At 55.7% G+C, this 16,313-nt stretch carries 14 protein-coding genes and 1 riboswitch; of the genes, 4 read left to right on the plus strand and 10 right to left on the minus strand.

Annotated elements, in window-relative coordinates; translation table 11 throughout:
* Window position 1 precedes the first annotated feature (1 nt).
* Both moaB and moaA read right to left on the minus strand, forming a co-directional pair.
* On the minus strand, window positions 2-514 hold the full coding sequence (gene moaB, locus WHR59_RS16185; RefSeq protein ID WP_043015676.1) for a molybdenum cofactor biosynthesis protein B: 513 nt from the start codon (window positions 512-514) through the stop codon (window positions 2-4).
* Window positions 515-533: 19 nt separating this feature from the next.
* Entirely contained in the window at window positions 534-1,523 is a 990-nt protein-coding gene (gene moaA / locus WHR59_RS16190; protein ID WP_043015675.1) for a GTP 3',8-cyclase MoaA, read from the minus strand.
* Window positions 1,511-1,656: riboswitch (molybdenum cofactor riboswitch) on the minus strand. Its footprint overlaps the gene before it by 13 nt.
* A gap of 329 nt (window positions 1,657-1,985) precedes the next feature.
* Between moaA and yvcK the strand changes: the two genes are divergently transcribed.
* Window positions 1,986-2,894 carry a uridine diphosphate-N-acetylglucosamine-binding protein YvcK gene (gene yvcK, locus WHR59_RS16195; protein ID WP_043015674.1) on the plus strand — a complete coding sequence of 303 codons (909 nt, stop codon included), beginning with the start codon at window positions 1,986-1,988 and terminating at the stop codon, window positions 2,892-2,894.
* A gap of 154 nt (window positions 2,895-3,048) precedes the next feature.
* Here yvcK and uvrB read toward each other — a convergent pair whose 3' ends face one another.
* Window positions 3,049-5,070, minus strand: a complete 2,022-nt coding sequence (gene uvrB / locus WHR59_RS16200) for an excinuclease ABC subunit UvrB (RefSeq protein WP_043015673.1) — start codon at window positions 5,068-5,070, stop codon at window positions 3,049-3,051.
* Between the two features lie 769 nt (window positions 5,071-5,839).
* On the opposite strand from uvrB, the gene WHR59_RS16205 reads away from it, so the two are divergent.
* Window positions 5,840-6,562, plus strand: a complete 723-nt coding sequence (locus WHR59_RS16205; protein ID WP_043015671.1) for an ABC transporter ATP-binding protein — start codon at window positions 5,840-5,842, stop codon at window positions 6,560-6,562.
* Here the strand turns inward: WHR59_RS16205 and bioD are convergent.
* Genes bioD through bioB form a run of 4 tightly spaced genes read right to left on the minus strand, consistent with a single transcriptional unit; the run spans window position 6,528 to window position 10,152 of the window.
* Window positions 6,528-7,226 carry a dethiobiotin synthase gene (gene bioD, locus WHR59_RS16210; protein ID WP_047412497.1) on the minus strand — a complete coding sequence of 233 codons (699 nt, stop codon included), beginning with the start codon at window positions 7,224-7,226 and terminating at the stop codon, window positions 6,528-6,530. The two genes, WHR59_RS16205 and bioD, sit on opposite strands and share 35 nt — an antisense overlap.
* Entirely contained in the window at window positions 7,219-7,974 is a 756-nt protein-coding gene (bioC, locus tag WHR59_RS16215) for a malonyl-ACP O-methyltransferase BioC (protein ID WP_338843297.1), read from the minus strand. Before bioC ends, bioD begins: the two co-directional genes overlap by 8 nt.
* Window positions 7,958-9,115 (minus strand): 8-amino-7-oxononanoate synthase, encoded by a 1,158-nt coding sequence (bioF, locus tag WHR59_RS16220; protein WP_181633958.1) that lies wholly within the window; start codon window positions 9,113-9,115, stop codon window positions 7,958-7,960. The genes bioC and bioF overlap by 17 nt, the downstream gene beginning before the upstream one ends.
* Complete coding sequence (gene bioB, locus WHR59_RS16225) at window positions 9,112-10,152, minus strand: biotin synthase BioB (RefSeq protein WP_043015667.1); 1,041 nt, start codon at window positions 10,150-10,152, stop codon at window positions 9,112-9,114. Before bioB ends, bioF begins: the two co-directional genes overlap by 4 nt.
* A 76-nt stretch (window positions 10,153-10,228) precedes the next feature.
* Here bioB and bioA point away from each other — a divergent pair, with 76 nt between their 5' ends.
* Both bioA and WHR59_RS16235 read left to right on the plus strand, forming a co-directional pair.
* Window positions 10,229-11,518 (plus strand): adenosylmethionine--8-amino-7-oxononanoate transaminase, encoded by a 1,290-nt coding sequence (gene bioA / locus WHR59_RS16230; protein WP_047412508.1) that lies wholly within the window; start codon window positions 10,229-10,231, stop codon window positions 11,516-11,518.
* 57 nt (window positions 11,519-11,575) lie between these two features.
* Window positions 11,576-12,052 (plus strand): kinase inhibitor, encoded by a 477-nt coding sequence (locus tag WHR59_RS16235; protein ID WP_043015665.1) that lies wholly within the window; start codon window positions 11,576-11,578, stop codon window positions 12,050-12,052.
* A gap of 95 nt (window positions 12,053-12,147) precedes the next feature.
* On the opposite strand, the gene hutH is transcribed toward WHR59_RS16235, so the two are convergent.
* The 3 genes from hutH to WHR59_RS16250 all read right to left on the minus strand — a co-directional run bounded on the left by hutH (window position 12,148) and on the right by WHR59_RS16250 (window position 16,287).
* Window positions 12,148-13,668, minus strand: a complete 1,521-nt coding sequence (hutH, locus tag WHR59_RS16240) for a histidine ammonia-lyase (RefSeq protein ID WP_338843298.1) — start codon at window positions 13,666-13,668, stop codon at window positions 12,148-12,150.
* Window position 13,669: 1 nt separating this feature from the next.
* On the minus strand, window positions 13,670-15,355 hold the full coding sequence (gene hutU / locus WHR59_RS16245) for a urocanate hydratase (RefSeq protein ID WP_338843299.1): 1,686 nt from the start codon (window positions 15,353-15,355) through the stop codon (window positions 13,670-13,672).
* A gap of 212 nt (window positions 15,356-15,567) precedes the next feature.
* The gene (locus tag WHR59_RS16250; RefSeq protein WP_338843300.1) at window positions 15,568-16,287 is read right to left on the minus strand and encodes a histidine utilization repressor; all 720 of its coding nucleotides are present in this window, start codon (window positions 16,285-16,287) and stop codon (window positions 15,568-15,570) included.
* Window positions 16,288-16,313 lie beyond the last annotated feature (26 nt).

Here is a 16,313-nt window from a genome sequence, read left to right on the forward strand (position 1 = left end):
CTTATTTCTTCAAATGTGGGTGGAAATTACACGGACGCGTACGGGCATCGAGCTGCGGCGCAATGATATTTTCCCAGGCGGTACGACACGCTTTCGTCGACCCTGGCATGGCGAAAATCAGCGTTTTATTGGCTACTCCGGCAATCGCCCGGGATTGCAGCGTCGCGGTGCCAATCTCTTCAAACGACAGCATACGGAATACTTCACCAAACCCTTCGACTTCTCTGTCGAACAGCGGCTGCAGCGCTTCTGGCGCCTGGTCCCCTTCGGTTAACCCGGTGCCGCCGGTAATAAGCACCACCTGAACATCGTCACTGGCAATCCAGGCAGAAACCTGGGCACGGATGGCGTAGCGGTTCTCTTTGACAATCGCCTTGTCGACAATCTGATGACCCGCTTCTTGCGCCGAGTCACGCAGATAATGGCCGGAGGTATCATCCTCTTCGCCGCGACGGCTTGAAACGGTAAGAATAGCAATGCGTGTCGGGATAAATTCAGCGCTTACCTGACTCATGAAAAACTCCTTTTAGCGATCAGCCGCCAATGTAAGATAAGTTTTGCGTAATACCGGTATTGTTCTGATGCAGGAAATGGGTCTGCTTTTTCTCCAGCAGCGCGGCTGAAATGCGTTCTTCCAGCGCTGGCTGCTGAGCGTCGTTTTCCAGCAAATCTCGCAGGCTTACGCCGCCTTCACCGAATAAACACAGATGAAGCTTGCCGACAGATGAAACGCGCAGACGGTTGCAGGTGGCGCAGAAGTCTTTCTCATAAGGCATGATCAGACCAATTTCGCCGGCATAGTCAGGATGACAGAAAACCTGAGCCGGGCCGTCGCTGCGCTGTCGAATCTGGTGGATCCAGCCGCGACGCAGCAGCTCATCGCGCAGTACCTGGCCTGAAATATGGTGTTTACGGAAGAGAGAACTGCCCTCGCCCGTTTCCATCAGTTCAATAAAGCGCAGTTGGATAGGACGGGGCTGAACCCACGCCAGGAAGGTGTCCAGTTGATGATGATTCACGTCGCGCATCAGCACGGTGTTGACTTTCACTTTTTCAAAACCGGCTTCAAAGGCGGCGTCAATGCCCGCCATCACCTGCTGAAATTTGTCCTGCCCGGTAATGGCGTGAAACTGGCGGGCATCGAGGCTGTCGACGCTGACGTTAAGCGCGGTCAGTCCGGCATCGCGCCAGGCAGCAGCATCGCGCGCCAGACGATAACCATTGGTGGTTACCGCAATCTGACGGATGGCGTCGTTTTCGCGCACGGCGGCGATAATGTCAGTGAAGTCGCGACGAAGAGACGGTTCGCCCCCCGTCAGACGCACTTTTTCCGTTCCCAGGCTGGCGAATGCGCGCGTAACGCGGCGAATTTCATCAACGGTCAGAAAGCCGTTATTGGTGACCCCACCGGGCTTATAGCCATCCGGCAGGCAGTAGGTGCAACGAAAGTTACACACATCGGTAATCGACAAACGTAAGTAGTAAAACTTACGTGCGAAAGCATCGGTAAGTTGAGAGCCCATGTACACCTTTCCAAATACGGGAGACGTAGTCATTTCTTCCTGCGCCCTGGTGACAAACTTTTTCAAGTATTGTCACGGCCAAAGCACCGTATCATTTGACCCAGGTGCAGAGGCTAGAGTGTTTATACTCGTCATACTTCGTGTTGCAGATGCGTTGGCTTTCGGCAACTCAAATTATTTAGAGTACTTAGTGGTTATGCCGATACTAGCGTGTAAATGACGTTTTTGCCATGTACACTTTCGCTATATAAATACATGCATAACGACATGATCGTGCAATTTCGCTACAGAATAAGCAAAAACCACAGTTTTGCATTGATATACATCATCTTGCCGTCAGGTGGATCTCGTCAGAAAGGAGTAGATGGCAGAAAAAAATTACGGCAGATGTCGACTGGATAATTGCTGAAAACACGCTATTTACGTTACTGTAGCGCCGATTAATTGATATCAGGAAAATTTATGCGCACTCGCACGCTGGCAGATCTGGACCGCGTTGTCGCTCTCGGCGGAGGGCATGGACTGGGACGCGTTCTCTCCTCTCTTTCCCCTTTAGGTTCGCGCCTGACGGGTATCGTCACCACGACCGATAACGGCGGGTCGACAGGTCGTATTCGCCGCTCTGAAGGCGGGATTGCCTGGGGAGACATGCGTAACTGTCTGAACCAGTTAATCACTCAACCCAGCGTTGCATCCGCCATGTTTGAGTATCGTTTTGGCGGTAATGGCGAACTTTCCGGGCATAACCTCGGAAACCTGATGTTAAAGGCGCTCGATCACCTCAGCGTGCGGCCTCTGGAGGCTATCAATTTAATTCGTAGTCTGTTGAAAGTTGACGCGCATTTAATTCCGATGTCGGAGCTGCCGGTAGATCTGATGGCTATCGACGATCAGGGGCATGAAGTTTATGGCGAAGTGAATATCGATCAGCTTACCATCCCACCTCAGGAACTGATGCTGTCGCCAAAAGTTCCCACCACGCGGGAGGCGGTAGAAGCTATCGCTGAAGCGGATTTGATTCTGATAGGTCCCGGCAGTTTTTACACCAGCCTGATGCCGCTCCTGCTGCTCGACGAACTGGCGCAGGCATTACGTCGCACTCCCGCTCCGATGGTGTACATCGGCAATCTGGGCCGCGAGTTAAGCCTGCCAGCAGCCGGCCTGACACTTAACGATAAGCTGGCAATCATTGAACAGTATGTTGGCAGAAAAGTGATTGATGCGGTGGTTGTGGGCCCGAAAGTAGATGTATCCACCGTTTCCGACCGCGTGGTTATTCAGGAGGTGCTGGAAGCCAGCGATATTCCCTACCGCCATGACCGCCAGCTATTGCACAACGCGCTGGAGAAAGCGGTACAGGCGTTAGGTTGAACGTATTTGCCTGATGCGTTGCGCTTATCAGGCCTACAAAACGAATTGCTCCGGCATCAAACAATGCCTGATGCGCTTTGCTTATCAGGCCTACAAAACGATTTGCTCCGGCATCCGGCCTACGAATGCTATCCACCCCGCATCCGACACCGCCTTACGATGCCGCAATAAACAACTCGCGCAGTTGATGCAACTGGTCGCGGATCGTCGCTGCCTCTTCAAATTCGAGATTCTGCGCGTGCTGCATCATCTGCCCTTCCAGCTCGTGAATCTTCTGCTGCAGCGCTTTTGGCGTCATATCCAGCTCGACAACTTCAGGCTTCGCGCCTGCGCGTGACTTCCCTTTGCCTTTCGCTTTGGTCTTCGCGATATTCTGACCCAACGCCAGAATATCGACCACTTTCTTGTTCAGGCCCTGCGGCGTAATACCATGTTCTTCGTTGTAGAGTTGCTGTTTCTCACGACGACGTTCGGTTTCACCAATCGCTTTGGCCATTGAGGCGGTAATTTTATCGCCGTAGAGAATCGCCTTACCGTTGATATTACGCGCCGCACGACCGATGGTCTGGATAAGCGAACGTTCAGAACGCAGGAACCCTTCTTTGTCTGCGTCCAGAATCGCCACCAGTGAGACCTCAGGCATGTCCAGACCCTCACGTAACAGGTTGATACCCACCAGCACGTCAAACTCACCCAGACGCAGGTCACGAATGATTTCCATACGTTCCACGGTATCGATGTCAGAGTGCAAATAGCGCACCCGTTCACCGTGCTCTTCGAGGTACTCGGTGAGATCCTCCGCCATCCGTTTGGTGAGCGTGGTGACCAGCACACGTTCGTTAATCGCCGCACGAATGCGGATCTCAGACAGCAGATCGTCGACCTGCGTCGCCACCGGACGCACCTCAATAACCGGATCCAGCAGGCCGGTCGGTCGTACGACCTGATCGACCACTTCATCACCGGATTTCTCCAGCTCATAGTTGCCCGGTGTCGCTGAGACGTAGATGGTCTGCGGTGCCAACGCCTCGAACTCTTCAAATTTAAGTGGACGGTTATCCAGCGCCGACGGCAGACGGAAACCGTACTCGACCAGAGTCTCTTTACGCGCCCGGTCACCGCGGTACATGCCGCCAATTTGCGGAATAGTGACGTGGGATTCATCCACCACCAGCAGACCATCGGCAGGCAGGTAATCAAACAGCGTCGGCGGCGGCTCGCCGGGGCCACGCCCGGAGAGATAGCGGGAATAGTTTTCAATCCCCGAGCAGTAACCCAGCTCGTTCATCATTTCCAGATCGAACTGCGTACGCTGGCTGAGCCGCTGCTCTTCGAGCAGTTTGTTATTTGCCAGCAGAATTTTACGCCGCTCTGCCAGTTCAACTTTGATTTCTTCCATCGCCTGCACGATACGTTCACGCGGCGTCACATAGTGCGTTTTAGGATAAATGGTGTAGCGCGAAATAGTGGATTCGACCTGCCCGGTTAGCGGGTCAAACAGCGATAAACGTTCGACCTCTTCATCAAACAGTTCCACACGCAGCGCGATGTCGTCGGATTCTGCCGGGAAAATGTCGATCACTTCACCGCGCACGCGGAAGGTTCCGCGCTGGAATGCCTGATCGTTGCGGGTATACTGCAGTTCCGCCAGGCGGCGCAGGATCGCGCGCTGGTCGATAATCATCCCCACCGTCAGATGCAGCATCATTTTCAGATACAGATCCGGGTCACCCAGACCATAGATAGCGGAAACCGACGCCACAACAACGACGTCACGACGTTCCAGCAGCGCTTTGGTCGCCGACAGACGCATCTGCTCAATGTGTTCGTTGACCGAGGCATCCTTCTCGATGAAGGTGTCAGAACTTGGCACGTAGGCTTCCGGCTGATAATAGTCGTAGTAGGAGACGAAATACTCAACCGCGTTATCCGGGAAGAATTCTTTCATCTCTCCATACAGCTGCGCGGCAAGCGTCTTATTGGGCGCCAGCACCATGGTAGGACGTTGCAAGTCCGCAATCACGTTAGCGATGGTGAATGTCTTCCCCGACCCTGTCACCCCCAGCAGCGTCTGATGCGCCAGACCATCCTCCAGCCCTTCTTCCAGACGACGAATTGCCTCAGGCTGATCGCCAGAGGGTTTAAAAGCGGAATTTAGTTTGAACGGTTTACTCATGAGCAGCTACCTGAAGCAATGGGCGGGCAGGTGTGTAATTTTACTCGCAGTGGTATATTTTGCCAGTAAAATATACTGGATGAAAAAACAGTAACGCGCCATAATATTTCTGATACGCCATCAGAACGGCCGTGACGGGCGACTAAAATTTGGCCTCAGGCGAGATAAAACACCAGTAAAAATGCGTTATCCCCAAAGCAATGACTTTTTTAACATTTGTCAAGCCACTCGATGAAAGTTTTGTGGCAACGCATGACACTTCTGCGACAGCCATTGATTTTATCTAACATCCTGTAATTTAATGACTATTATCCCGAGCCGTCTTTCGCACCAATTTAGTCGCAGGCCGCGTCTTCTCTCGCTTACATTGTGTTTTCTAACTCTAATACACAAGGTTATCCACAGGAATAGTGGATAACTGCCTCCAGCCCGTATGGACTGTAGCCTGGCAAAAACGCCCTTACTCCCTTTTCCGGTGGCATAAAAAAAAATTATCGCTATTTTTTGATATTTATCAGCTAACGAAGCGGCCTGGAATGGCCGGGATCTTGCTCGCATTTTCATCATTTTCCTGCCTGCACCATCACGGCACCGCCAGGCACTGGTAATGTGCACAAAACAGCGCTCTCCTTCTGACAAACCAGATATTTCGACCCACTTAGCATGTTATCCCACTGTTTTTGTCCCGAAGCCCTCTTCTGGCAAGAGAATTGCAGTTTTCTTCCGACGACCTGTCCGTGTGCCGGATAACATCATGATGGAGAAATCTATGTTGAGTCTTCGCGCAGTGAATCACTATTACGGCAATCAGCACTCATTGTGGGATGTGGATCTCGACCTGCTGCCCGGCAAATGTACCGGCGTGCTGGGGCTTCCGGGGATGGGAAAGACTACGCTGGCCAATTGCATCATCGGCAACCTACCGATCGAAAGCGGCACCATGTTCTGGCATCAGGCAGGCGCGCCGCCACGCGATCTGAGTCCGATCCCGGCGGCAAATCGCATTGCGCTGGGTATTAACTCCGTTTCACAAGAAAGACGGATTTTTTCGCAACTGACGGTCGAGGAAAATCTGCATATTGCCCGCCAGGCTGTTGAAGAAAGCGAAACGATGAACAGTAGCGACATTTACCGCCTGTTTCCACAGCTGTTTGTACTACGTCAGGCCAAAGGAGCGGCATTATCAGAGGATAATCAGCACCAGCTTGCGCTCGCCAGCGCGCTGGTCACTCGCCCGCGCCTGCTGATCCTCGATGAGCCCACGCGAGGCAGTGGCCAGGCGTATATCCACAAGTTGGGAAACCTGATTGTGAGGCTAAGCCAGGAGCTTGGCATCGCCATTATGCTCGCGGAGCAGAGCCTGCCGTTTATTCGTCGGGTCGCCGACTGCTACTGCTTGTTACACCGGGGGCGCAACGTGGCTCAGGGGGAAATAACACCGTTCGGCGACCCGTTAATCAATGACTGGGGGACGCCAGAGATAAAACGCTAAGATCGATATAACGCCCTGTCGATGCCTGCTCCGGCTCTTCTGCCAGCCAGGGAATTTCCCCCAGCATTGGAGCCGCAAGTACACGTCTGAGCGTTGCCATATATTCAGCATGACGCTTGCCGGGTGGCGTCACATCATTGGCAACCCATCCGGCAAGTTTCAGTCCGGCCTGCTGCACCGCCTGGGCGGTCAGCATAGCGTGGTTGATGCACCCGAGCTTAACGCCAACCACCAGAATCACCGGCAGTTGCTCTGCTGTTACCCAGTCAGCAAAACTCAGCGTTGGCGAAAGCGGCGTAAACCACCCGCCAGCGCCCTCCACCAGCACCCACTCAGCCTGCTCTTCCAGCGCGCGTAAACCTGCAGACATCACTGAGGCCTGAATCGGGCGGCCTTCGTCAGCGCTGATGATATGCGGTGAGGTAGGTTCTGCGAAGGTATAGGGGTTGATAGCCGCATAATCCACCGGCACAACGCTGTTGCGCTGTAATGCCAGGGCATCGCTATTACGCAGACCTTCAGTCGTCATTTCACTGCCTGACGCCACGGGTTTATAACCAACGGTTCGTAACCCCAGCTGTCCCGCCGCCTGAAGCAGCGCACAGCTGGCGATAGTTTTACCCACCTCAGTATCCGTCCCGGTGACAAAATAGGTGTTAGTCACGTTGAATCACTCCCAAAAATAGTTGATAAGTCAGCGGATATTTCCCCTGCTGACAGGGCCAGGCTAGCTGTAGCTGACGAAGCTGCGAACGGGTAAGCACGCGCTGCTCGCGTCCATCATGCAAATGCGTCGCGCCGATGCCTTTTAGCGAGCGCATGGCGCTCAGCGCATCATCAAACCACAGCGTGACGGCATGAGACTGGTATTCCGCATCCCAGCCATGCAGCGCGTTTTCCAGTTGTTCCACGGGCAAAAAACGGTTGGCATGCTCCCGATCGTCAACCGCCTGCCAGGCCTGACGAAGCTCCGGCATTGAACCCTGCGCCAGAGTACTAAACGCCACCACCCCGCAAGGGCGCACCACACGGTAAAGCTCGCTTAATGCGCCTCGAAAGTCGCTGCACCACTGTACGGCCAGATTGCTCCAGGCCAGGTCGAAAGAACCGGCGGCCTGCGGAATGGCTTCAATATCCGCCAGCAGATAGCGGTGGGCGACATCATGACGCTGCGCTTGCGTCAGCATTTGCGCCGACAGATCCAGCGCGCAGACCTCACTCCCCTGCTCCCGCCAGTAACGACTCATACGGCCTGGCCCACAGCCCGCATCCAGTACCTGAGAGAACACCCGACCATCGAGTCGCGCCAGTAACGCATCGGCGCTCTGACGCTGAAGCTCAGCGTGTTGCTCATAGTGCGTGGCCGCACGACCAAACGCCGCGGCAATCGCCTGCTTATTGACCTGCGCCATGCAGCACCTCCAGTAAGTTGTCGATATCCTGGGCTTCATGCGCCTGGGTCAGCGTAAGCCGCAGCCTGGCCGTACCCGCCGGCACCGTCGGTGGACGAATCGCCGTCACCCAGCATCCCTGTTGCCGTAACGTCTGTGCCAGTTGCAAGGCCTTATGGTTATCGCCAACGATCAGCGGCTGAATAGCGCTGTCTGAATGCGCCAGCGTTAAGTCCGGCGTATTAATCCCAGCACGAAAACGCTGGATCAGCATCGCCAGCTTTTCTCTGCGCTCATCGCCTTCGCGGCTGCGGATCACCGCCAGCGCGGCGCGCAAGGCCTGAACCTGTGCCGGGGGCATACTGGTGCTGTAGATCAGATGCCGGGCAAACTGCAGCAGATAATCGGCTACGCTATCGGAACACAGGATTGCTGCGCCGCTAACGCCAAACCCTTTGCCAAACGTCACCACTAACAGCTCAGGTTTTACCTGCTGTCGAGAGCAGGAGCCGCGCCCTTCCTCGCCGCACACGCCGATTCCGTGTGCGTCATCCACCAGCAGCCACGCGTTATGTCGTTTCGCCACCGCGTGAATTTCAGCCAGCGGCGCGCTGTCGCCGTCCATGCTGAACACGCCTTCAGTCACCACGAGCTGCTGCCCCGGACAGGGAGTAGTCAGCAGACGCTCCAGATGTTGCGAGTCGTTATGGGTAAAGCGACGTAACACGGCGGGGCTAAGGCTGGCAGCTTCCAGCAGCGAAGCATGGCTGAGCCGGTCTGCAACAATCCGATCCTCTTTTCCCATCAATGCGGCAATGACCGCCTGATTAGCGGCAAAACCGGAGATAAACAGCAGCGCCCGGGAGTAGCCGAGCCACTGCGCCAGCTCTTCTTCCAGTGCCTGATGAGCAACGGAATAACCGCTGACATGGCCCGAGCCGCCGCTACCGACGCCAAAACGCTCAGCACCCTGCTGCCACGCGCAGATAATCTGCGGATGGTGGCTCAAGCCAAGGTAGTCGTTGCTGGAGAAATTCAGATACTGGCGACCATCAGCCTGCAGCCAGCGACCGGCGCCCTGCGTCACCGCATAGCGCTGACGCCACGCATCAGCACGACGACGCGCCGTTAGCGCATCGTCTATTTTTTGCTGCCAGGTCATACGGTTGCCGCGTTGTAGTAATCGTCAGTATCCGGAGTACGCAGCGCCTGCTCCAGGCGTTGCTGCTGTTCGTTATCGCCCGCCAGTACCGCCGTTTGCTGCGGATTAAGGCCCAGCTTGCGAAACAACAGTAAATCTTTGTCTTCGTTCGGATTGGGTGTAGTAAGCAGTTTGCAGCCGTAGAAAATCGAGTTGGCCCCGGCCATAAAGCACATTGCCTGGGTTTGTTCGTTCATTTGCTCGCGCCCGGCAGAAAGACGCACGTACGAGGTCGGCATCATGATGCGCGCCACGGCAATAGTACGAATGAAATCAAAGGCATCTACGTCGTCATTATCGGCGAGCGGCGTGCCCTTCACTTTTACCAGCATATTGATCGGCACGCTTTCCGGCGGCGTCGGCAGATTAGCTAATTGCAGCAGTAAACCCGCGCGATCGGTCACCGTTTCCCCCAGCCCCACAATTCCGCCGGAACAGACTTTAATGCCCGCCTCACGCACTTTATCCAGCGTATCCAGGCGCTCCTGGTACGAACGGGTGGTGATAATATTGCCGTAGAATTCCGGCGAGGTGTCGAGGTTGTGGTTGTAGTAGTCCAGACCCGCATTGGCCAGGCGCTGGGCCTGAGTTTCGTCCAGCGTGCCCAGCGTCATACAGGCTTCCAGCCCCAACGCTTTCACGCCCTGAACCATCTGTTCCAGGTAAGGCATATCGCGTTCGTGAGGGTTCTTCCACGCCGCGCCCATGCAAAACCGCGTTGAACCGGCCTGTTTCGCCTTACGCGCCGAGTCCAGTACCTGTTCAACCTCCATCAAACGCTCCGTTTCCAGACCGGTTTTATAGCGGGAACTTTGCGGGCAGTATTTGCAGTCCTCCGGGCAAGCGCCGGTCTTAATCGACAGCAGCGTACTGACCTGAACCTGCTGCGGATCGAAGTGCTGGCGATGAACCTGCTGCGCTTCAAATAGCAGATCCAGCAGCGGTTTTTGAAATAATTCGGTGACTTGCGACATTGTCCAGCGAGAAGAATGAGCCATATTGGTATACGTTTCGTTGTTAGTTTGGTGTAGACTCGTAAACCTAAATCTTTTTAATTTGGTTTACAAGTCGATTATGACAACGGACGATCTTGCGTTTGACCAACGCCATATCTGGCACCCTTATACCTCCATGACCTCCCCGCTGCCGGTTTATCCGGTGGCGCGTGCCGAAGGCTGTGAATTGATTTTAGCCAGCGGTGAGAAGCTGATTGACGGCATGTCGTCCTGGTGGGCGGCTATCCACGGTTACAATCACCCACAGCTGAACGCCGCGATGAAAACGCAGATTGATGCCATGTCGCATGTGATGTTTGGCGGCATTACCCATGCCCCGGCCATTGCGCTGTGCCGTCAGTTGGTGGCGATGACGCCAGAGGCGCTGGAGTGTGTTTTTCTCGCGGATTCAGGGTCGGTCGCCGTAGAAGTCGCAATGAAAATGGCGCTGCAATACTGGCAGGCTAAAGGCGAATCCCGTCAGCGTTTCCTGACGTTTCGTAACGGCTACCATGGCGATACCTTCGGCGCGATGTCGGTCTGCGATCCCGACAACTCGATGCACAGTCTGTGGAAGGGATATCTGCCGGAAAACCTGTTTGCACCCGCCCCGCAAAGCCGCATGGGCGGCGAGTGGGACGAACTGGATATGGTGCCTTTTGCCCGCCTGATGGCCGCGCATCGCCACGAGATTGCGGCGGTGATCCTTGAGCCAATCGTACAGGGCGCTGGCGGTATGCGGATGTATCATCCCGAATGGTTAAAGCGCATTCGTAAAATGTGCGACCGTGAAGGGATCCTGCTGATTGCTGATGAAATCGCCACCGGATTTGGCCGTACAGGTAAGCTGTTTGCCTGCGAGCACGCCGACATCACTCCGGACATTTTGTGCCTGGGTAAAGCGTTAACCGGTGGGACAATGACTCTTTCAGCAACCCTGACCACGCGTCAGGTCGCAGAAACCATCAGCAACGGCGAAGCGGGCTGCTTCATGCACGGCCCAACCTTTATGGGCAATCCGCTGGCCTGCGCCGTCGCCTCCGCCAGCCTGTCATTACTCGAAACCGGCGAGTGGCGCTCGCAGGTCGCGGCCATTGAAGCGCAGCTGCGGGCAGAACTTGCCCCGGCGGCGGATTCCAGTTGGGTAGCGGACGTACGCGTACTCGGCGCCATCGGCGTCATCGAAACCACCCATCCGGTGAATATGGCGGCGTTACAGAAGTTCTTTGTCGAACAGGGCGTCTGGGTACGACCATTTGGTAAACTGATTTATCTGATGCCGCCGTACATTATCAAGCCCGATCAGTTGCGTCGCCTGACCCTGGCCGTGAACGATGCTGTGCGCAGTGCAACATTTTTTAGCGATTAATCAGCGGTAAGCTCCACGGTTTCTGGCTACACTTTTTGGCTAACGAGAGGAGTCAGCATGAAACTAATCAGTAACGATCTGCGCGATGGCGATAAGCTTGGACATCGCCACGTCTTTAACGGCATGGGGTATGACGGGGATAATATTTCCCCACATCTGGCGTGGGATGACGTGCCCGCAGGAACCAAAAGCTTTGTCGTGACCTGCTTTGATCCTGATGCGCCAACTGGCTCCGGCTGGTGGCATTGGGTGGTGGTAAATCTGCCGGCTGATACCCGCGTACTGACGCAAGGATTCGGCTCCGGGCTGGTTGCAGTGCCGGATGGCGTGATTCAGACCCGTACGGATTTTGGTAAAGCCGGTTATGGTGGAGCTGCCCCGCCGAAGGGGGAAACCCATCGCTATATCTTCACGGTTCACGCGCTGGATGTGGAGCGTATTGATGTCGATGAAGACGCCAGCGGCGCGATGGTCGGATTTAACGTTCACTTCCATTCGCTCGCCAGCGCCTCGATTACGGCGATGTTTAGCTAAGCTTTGTTGTGCCGGATGTCGGCTTCGCCTCATCCGGCCTACAAAGCAGACAGTAGGCCTGATAAGATGCGTCAGCGTCGCCATCAGGCAATTTTCTACAGAAATTCAGGCAACAATTTCAACAACTTTCCTTGCGCTAACAGTTCGGTCGCGCACTCAATATCCGGGGCGAAAAAACGGTCCTGGGTATAGTGGGCAACTTGTTCACGTAATGCCTGACGCGCCTGCTCCAGCAGCGGACTTGAGGTTAACCCTTCGCGCAGGTCGATCCCCTGGCACGCCGCCAGCCACTCCACGGCAATCACGCCGCGCGTATTCGCCGCCATCTCCCACAATCTGCGACCCGCCGCAGGCGCCATAGATACGTGATCTTCCTGGTTGGCGGAGGTCGGCAAGCTGTCCACGCTGTGCGGATGCGCCAGCGCTTTGTTCTCGCTCGCCAACGCGGCGGCGGTTACCTGAGCAATCATAAAGCCGGAGTTAACCCCACCGTTTTTCACCAGGAACGGCGGCAACTGCGACATATGTTTGTCCATCATCAGCGCAATGCGCCGCTCTGATAACGCGCCGATTTCCGCAATCGCCAGCGCCAGGTTATCTGCCGCCATCGCCACCGGTTCGGCATGGAAGTTGCCGCCTGAAATCACATCGCCCTCTTCGGCAAACACCAGCGGGTTGTCGGAAACCGCGTTAGCTTCCACCAGCAGGACATCCAATACCTGGCGCATTTGCGTCAGACACGCCCCCATCACCTGCGGCTGACAGCGCAGAGAATACGGATCCTGCACTTTTTCACAGTTATGATGCGACTGGGAAAGCGCGCTGGTGTCGGTCAACACATGGCGATAAAGTGCTGCGGCATCAATCTGTCCACGCTGTCCTCGCGCCGCATGAATGCGGGCATCAAACGGGCGGCGGGAACCGAGCACAGCTTCGGTGGTTAACGCCCCACACACCGTCGCAGACGCGAACAGCTCCTGAGCTTCAAATAACCCGCGCAGGGCAAAGGCGGTGGACGCCTGAGTTCCGTTGAGCAGTGCCAGCCCTTCTTTCGCTTCCAGCGTTATCGGCTCCAGCCCGGCCTTTTTCAGCGCTTCGGTCGCCGGGAGCCATTCCCCCTGCCAGCGCGCTTTACCTTCACCCAGCAACGTCAGAGACATATGCGCCAGCGGGGCCAAATCGCCTGAAGCGCCCACCGATCCTTTCGCCGGGATCAGCGGATACACCTCAGCATTTACCAGCGCAATCAGCGCCTCAATCACGCTCAAGCGAATACCGGAAAAACCACGCGCCAGGCTGTTGATTTTCAGCACCATAATCAGGCGAACCATCGCGTCGTCCAGCGCCTCGCCAACGCCTGCCGCATGGGAAAGCACCAGCGAACGCTGTAAATTCTGTAAATCTTCCGTGGCGATACGGGTTTGGGCCAGCAGGCCAAAGCCGGTATTAATGCCATATGCCGTACGGCCTTCAGCGACAATATTATTGACGCAGGCGACGCTGGCGTTGATAGCATCAATCGCTCCGGCATCCAGGCTCAGTTTAACCGGCTGCTGCCAGATGTCGCGTAGCTGGGTAAAACTCAGATGGCCCGGCGTGAGTGTCATGGCGTTCATATCAGCGTTTCTCCTGCGTCGCAGCAACCATCGGCAAATTCAGCCCTTCTTCGACGGCGCACTCAACCGCAATATCATACCCGGCGTCAGCGTGACGCATTACTCCAGTGGCCGGATCGTTATGCAATACCCGGGCGATACGCGCGGCGGCTTCATCGGTGCCATCGCAAACAATGACCATCCCGGCATGCTGGGAGAAGCCCATGCCGACCCCGCCGCCATGATGCAGCGATACCCAGGTCGCACCGCTGGCGGTGTTAAGCAGCGCGTTCAGCAGCGGCCAGTCGGATACGGCGTCTGACCCGTCGCGCATAGCTTCGGTTTCGCGGTTTGGGCTGGCAACAGAGCCGGAGTCCAGATGATCGCGACCAATAACAATCGGCGCAGATACTTCACCACTGCGCACCATTTCATTAAACGCCAGCCCCAGTTTCTGACGCCACTCCAGGCCGACCCAGCAGATACGCGCCGGTAAGCCCTGGAAGTTAATCCGTTCACGCGCCATATCCAGCCAGTGATGAAGATGCTTATCATCAGCCACGATCTCTTTCACTTTGGCATCTGTCTTATAAATATCCTGCGGATCGCCGGACAGCGCCACCCAACGGAATGGCCCTATGCCGCGACAGAACAGGGGGCGAATATAAGCAGGTACGAAGCCGGGGAAATCAAAGGCGTTTTCCACGCCCATCTCTTTGGCCATCTGGCGAATGTTGTTGCCGTAATCAAACGTCGGCACGCCCATTTTGCTGAAAGCCAGCATCGCCTCGACGTGCGTTGCCATTGAACGTTTCGCCGCCAGTACCGTGCCCTGAGGATCGGACACCGCTTTCGCCTGGTATTCTTCCCAGCTCCAGCCGGACGGCAGATAACCATGCAGCGGATCGTGGGCGCTGGTCTGGTCGGTGACCATATCCGGGCGCACACCGCGTTTCACCATTTCCGGTACAACGTCGGCGGCGTTAGCGCACAGCGCAATAGAGACCGCTTTACCCTCACGGGTATACTTGTCGATACGCGCCAGCGCGTCGTCAAGCGATGTCGCCTGCTCGTCCACGTAGCGGGTACGCAGACGGAAATCGATTCGGCTTTGCTGGCATTCAATGTTCAGCGAACAAGCGCCTGCCAGCGTAGCGGCTAACGGCTGCGCCCCGCCCATACCGCCCAGTCCGGCGGTCAGTACCCAGCGTCCGCTCAGATTCCCCTGATAATGCTGACGCCCGGCCTCAACGAAGGTTTCATACGTCCCCTGCACGATGCCCTGGCTGCCGATGTAGATCCAGCTTCCGGCGGTCATCTGGCCGTACATCGCCAGCCCTTTGGCGTCCAGTTCGTTGAAGTGTTCCCAGGTAGCCCAATGCGGCACCAGGTTGGAGTTAGCAATCAGCACGCGCGGCGCATTGTCATGAGTTTTGAACACGCCAACCGGTTTACCGGACTGGACCAGCAGGGTCTCATCGCTCTCCAGTTTGGTCAGCGCGTTGACGATGGCGTCATAGCACTCCCAGTCCCGCGCCGCACGACCGATCCCGCCGTAAACCACCAACTCATGGGGATTTTCCGCCACGTCGGGATCGAGATTGTTCATTAACATGCGCAATGGCGCTTCGGTCAGCCAGCTTTTGGCCGTTAAGGCAGTGCCACGTGGGGCACGAATATCCTGCTGACGATATTTGCTATGGGACATGACAGAAAACTCCTCAGGCTGAATGTAGGCCGGATCAGGCGTGTACGCCGCCATCCGGCACAGCGCCTGATGGCGACGCTAACGCGTCTTATCAGGCCTACGATTAACGGTCACATTAGCTAAAAGTATATACTTGTCTATACAATTAAACGCAAGATCGCAGTTAACAACTGAGCTACATTTTTGCCATACTGCGGCAGCAATCACGATTTTCAGGACATGAAGCGCCCTTGCAGACGATAGCGGGAACCCGGGAACAGCAAACGGGCATGAGATACAATGGATGACGCAGACCAGGTTTTACGACGGATCAGCAGGCAGGGATCGTGTTCTTTGATATTCAGCAGTACACATTCTTCGGCGCTGGCACGCACCGCTTCAACAATATGTTCACCTTCCGTTAAAGGGGCTATCAGCGACAGGTAAGCGTGCGGCGTGGTCTGGCTGTAATCCTGCGCCAGATACTCCGGCACAATTTCGGCATTCACGCAGCGATCCTCAATCTGCACCGGCAAATCGTTCTCGAAGTGCACCATGACAGAGTGAAAAATGGAGGTGCCTTCTTTGACGTTTAACACCAAAGCCTGCTGCGCGTTTGCCTGGGTTCTTTCCAGCGTCAGCACTTCGCACCGGTGCTGATGCTGACGGGCGTTGATTTCATCCGCGATGCTGCGGATTTCAAACAGCGCGGACTGGCCTTTTGGTTCGGCGACAAACGTCCCCACGCCCTGTAAACGCACCAGTAGACCTTCATCCGTTAACTCACGCAGCGCCCGGTTGATGGTCATGCGGCTGAAACCATACTGCGCCACCAGCTCAGCCTCAGACGGAATGCGATCGTGAGGTTGCCAGATACCACCGGCAATTTTTTCGCTGATCTCCTGTTTGACCTTTTCGTAAAAAGGAGCCGGAGCAGAATGGGATGGGAGCATGCGTGAGCCTTCCTTAAGCTGAGAAT

This window comes from Citrobacter europaeus, assembly GCF_037482245.1.
Taxonomy (GTDB): domain Bacteria; phylum Pseudomonadota; class Gammaproteobacteria; order Enterobacterales; family Enterobacteriaceae; genus Citrobacter; species Citrobacter europaeus.

Excerpts from the sequence above, each read along its gene's own strand:
- moaB (WP_043015676.1), bottom strand. The coding sequence starts at position 514 with ATGAGTCAGGTAAGCGCTGAATTTATCCCGACACGCATTGCTATTCTT.
- moaA (WP_043015675.1), bottom strand. The coding sequence starts at position 1,523 with ATGGGCTCTCAACTTACCGATGCTTTCGCACGTAAGTTTTACTACTTA.
- yvcK (WP_043015674.1), top strand. The coding sequence starts at position 1,986 with ATGCGCACTCGCACGCTGGCAGATCTGGACCGCGTTGTCGCTCTCGGC.
- uvrB (WP_043015673.1), bottom strand. The coding sequence starts at position 5,070 with ATGAGTAAACCGTTCAAACTAAATTCCGCTTTTAAACCCTCTGGCGAT.
- WHR59_RS16205 (WP_043015671.1), top strand. The coding sequence starts at position 5,840 with ATGTTGAGTCTTCGCGCAGTGAATCACTATTACGGCAATCAGCACTCA.
- bioC (WP_338843297.1), bottom strand. The coding sequence starts at position 7,974 with ATGGCGCAGGTCAATAAGCAGGCGATTGCCGCGGCGTTTGGTCGTGCG.
- bioF (WP_181633958.1), bottom strand. The coding sequence starts at position 9,115 with ATGACCTGGCAGCAAAAAATAGACGATGCGCTAACGGCGCGTCGTCGT.
- bioB (WP_043015667.1), bottom strand. The coding sequence starts at position 10,152 with ATGGCTCATTCTTCTCGCTGGACAATGTCGCAAGTCACCGAATTATTT.
- bioA (WP_047412508.1), top strand. The coding sequence starts at position 10,229 with ATGACAACGGACGATCTTGCGTTTGACCAACGCCATATCTGGCACCCT.
- WHR59_RS16235 (WP_043015665.1), top strand. The coding sequence starts at position 11,576 with ATGAAACTAATCAGTAACGATCTGCGCGATGGCGATAAGCTTGGACAT.
- hutH (WP_338843298.1), bottom strand. The coding sequence starts at position 13,668 with ATGAACGCCATGACACTCACGCCGGGCCATCTGAGTTTTACCCAGCTA.
- hutU (WP_338843299.1), bottom strand. The coding sequence starts at position 15,355 with ATGTCCCATAGCAAATATCGTCAGCAGGATATTCGTGCCCCACGTGGC.
- WHR59_RS16250 (WP_338843300.1), bottom strand. The coding sequence starts at position 16,287 with ATGCTCCCATCCCATTCTGCTCCGGCTCCTTTTTACGAAAAGGTCAAA.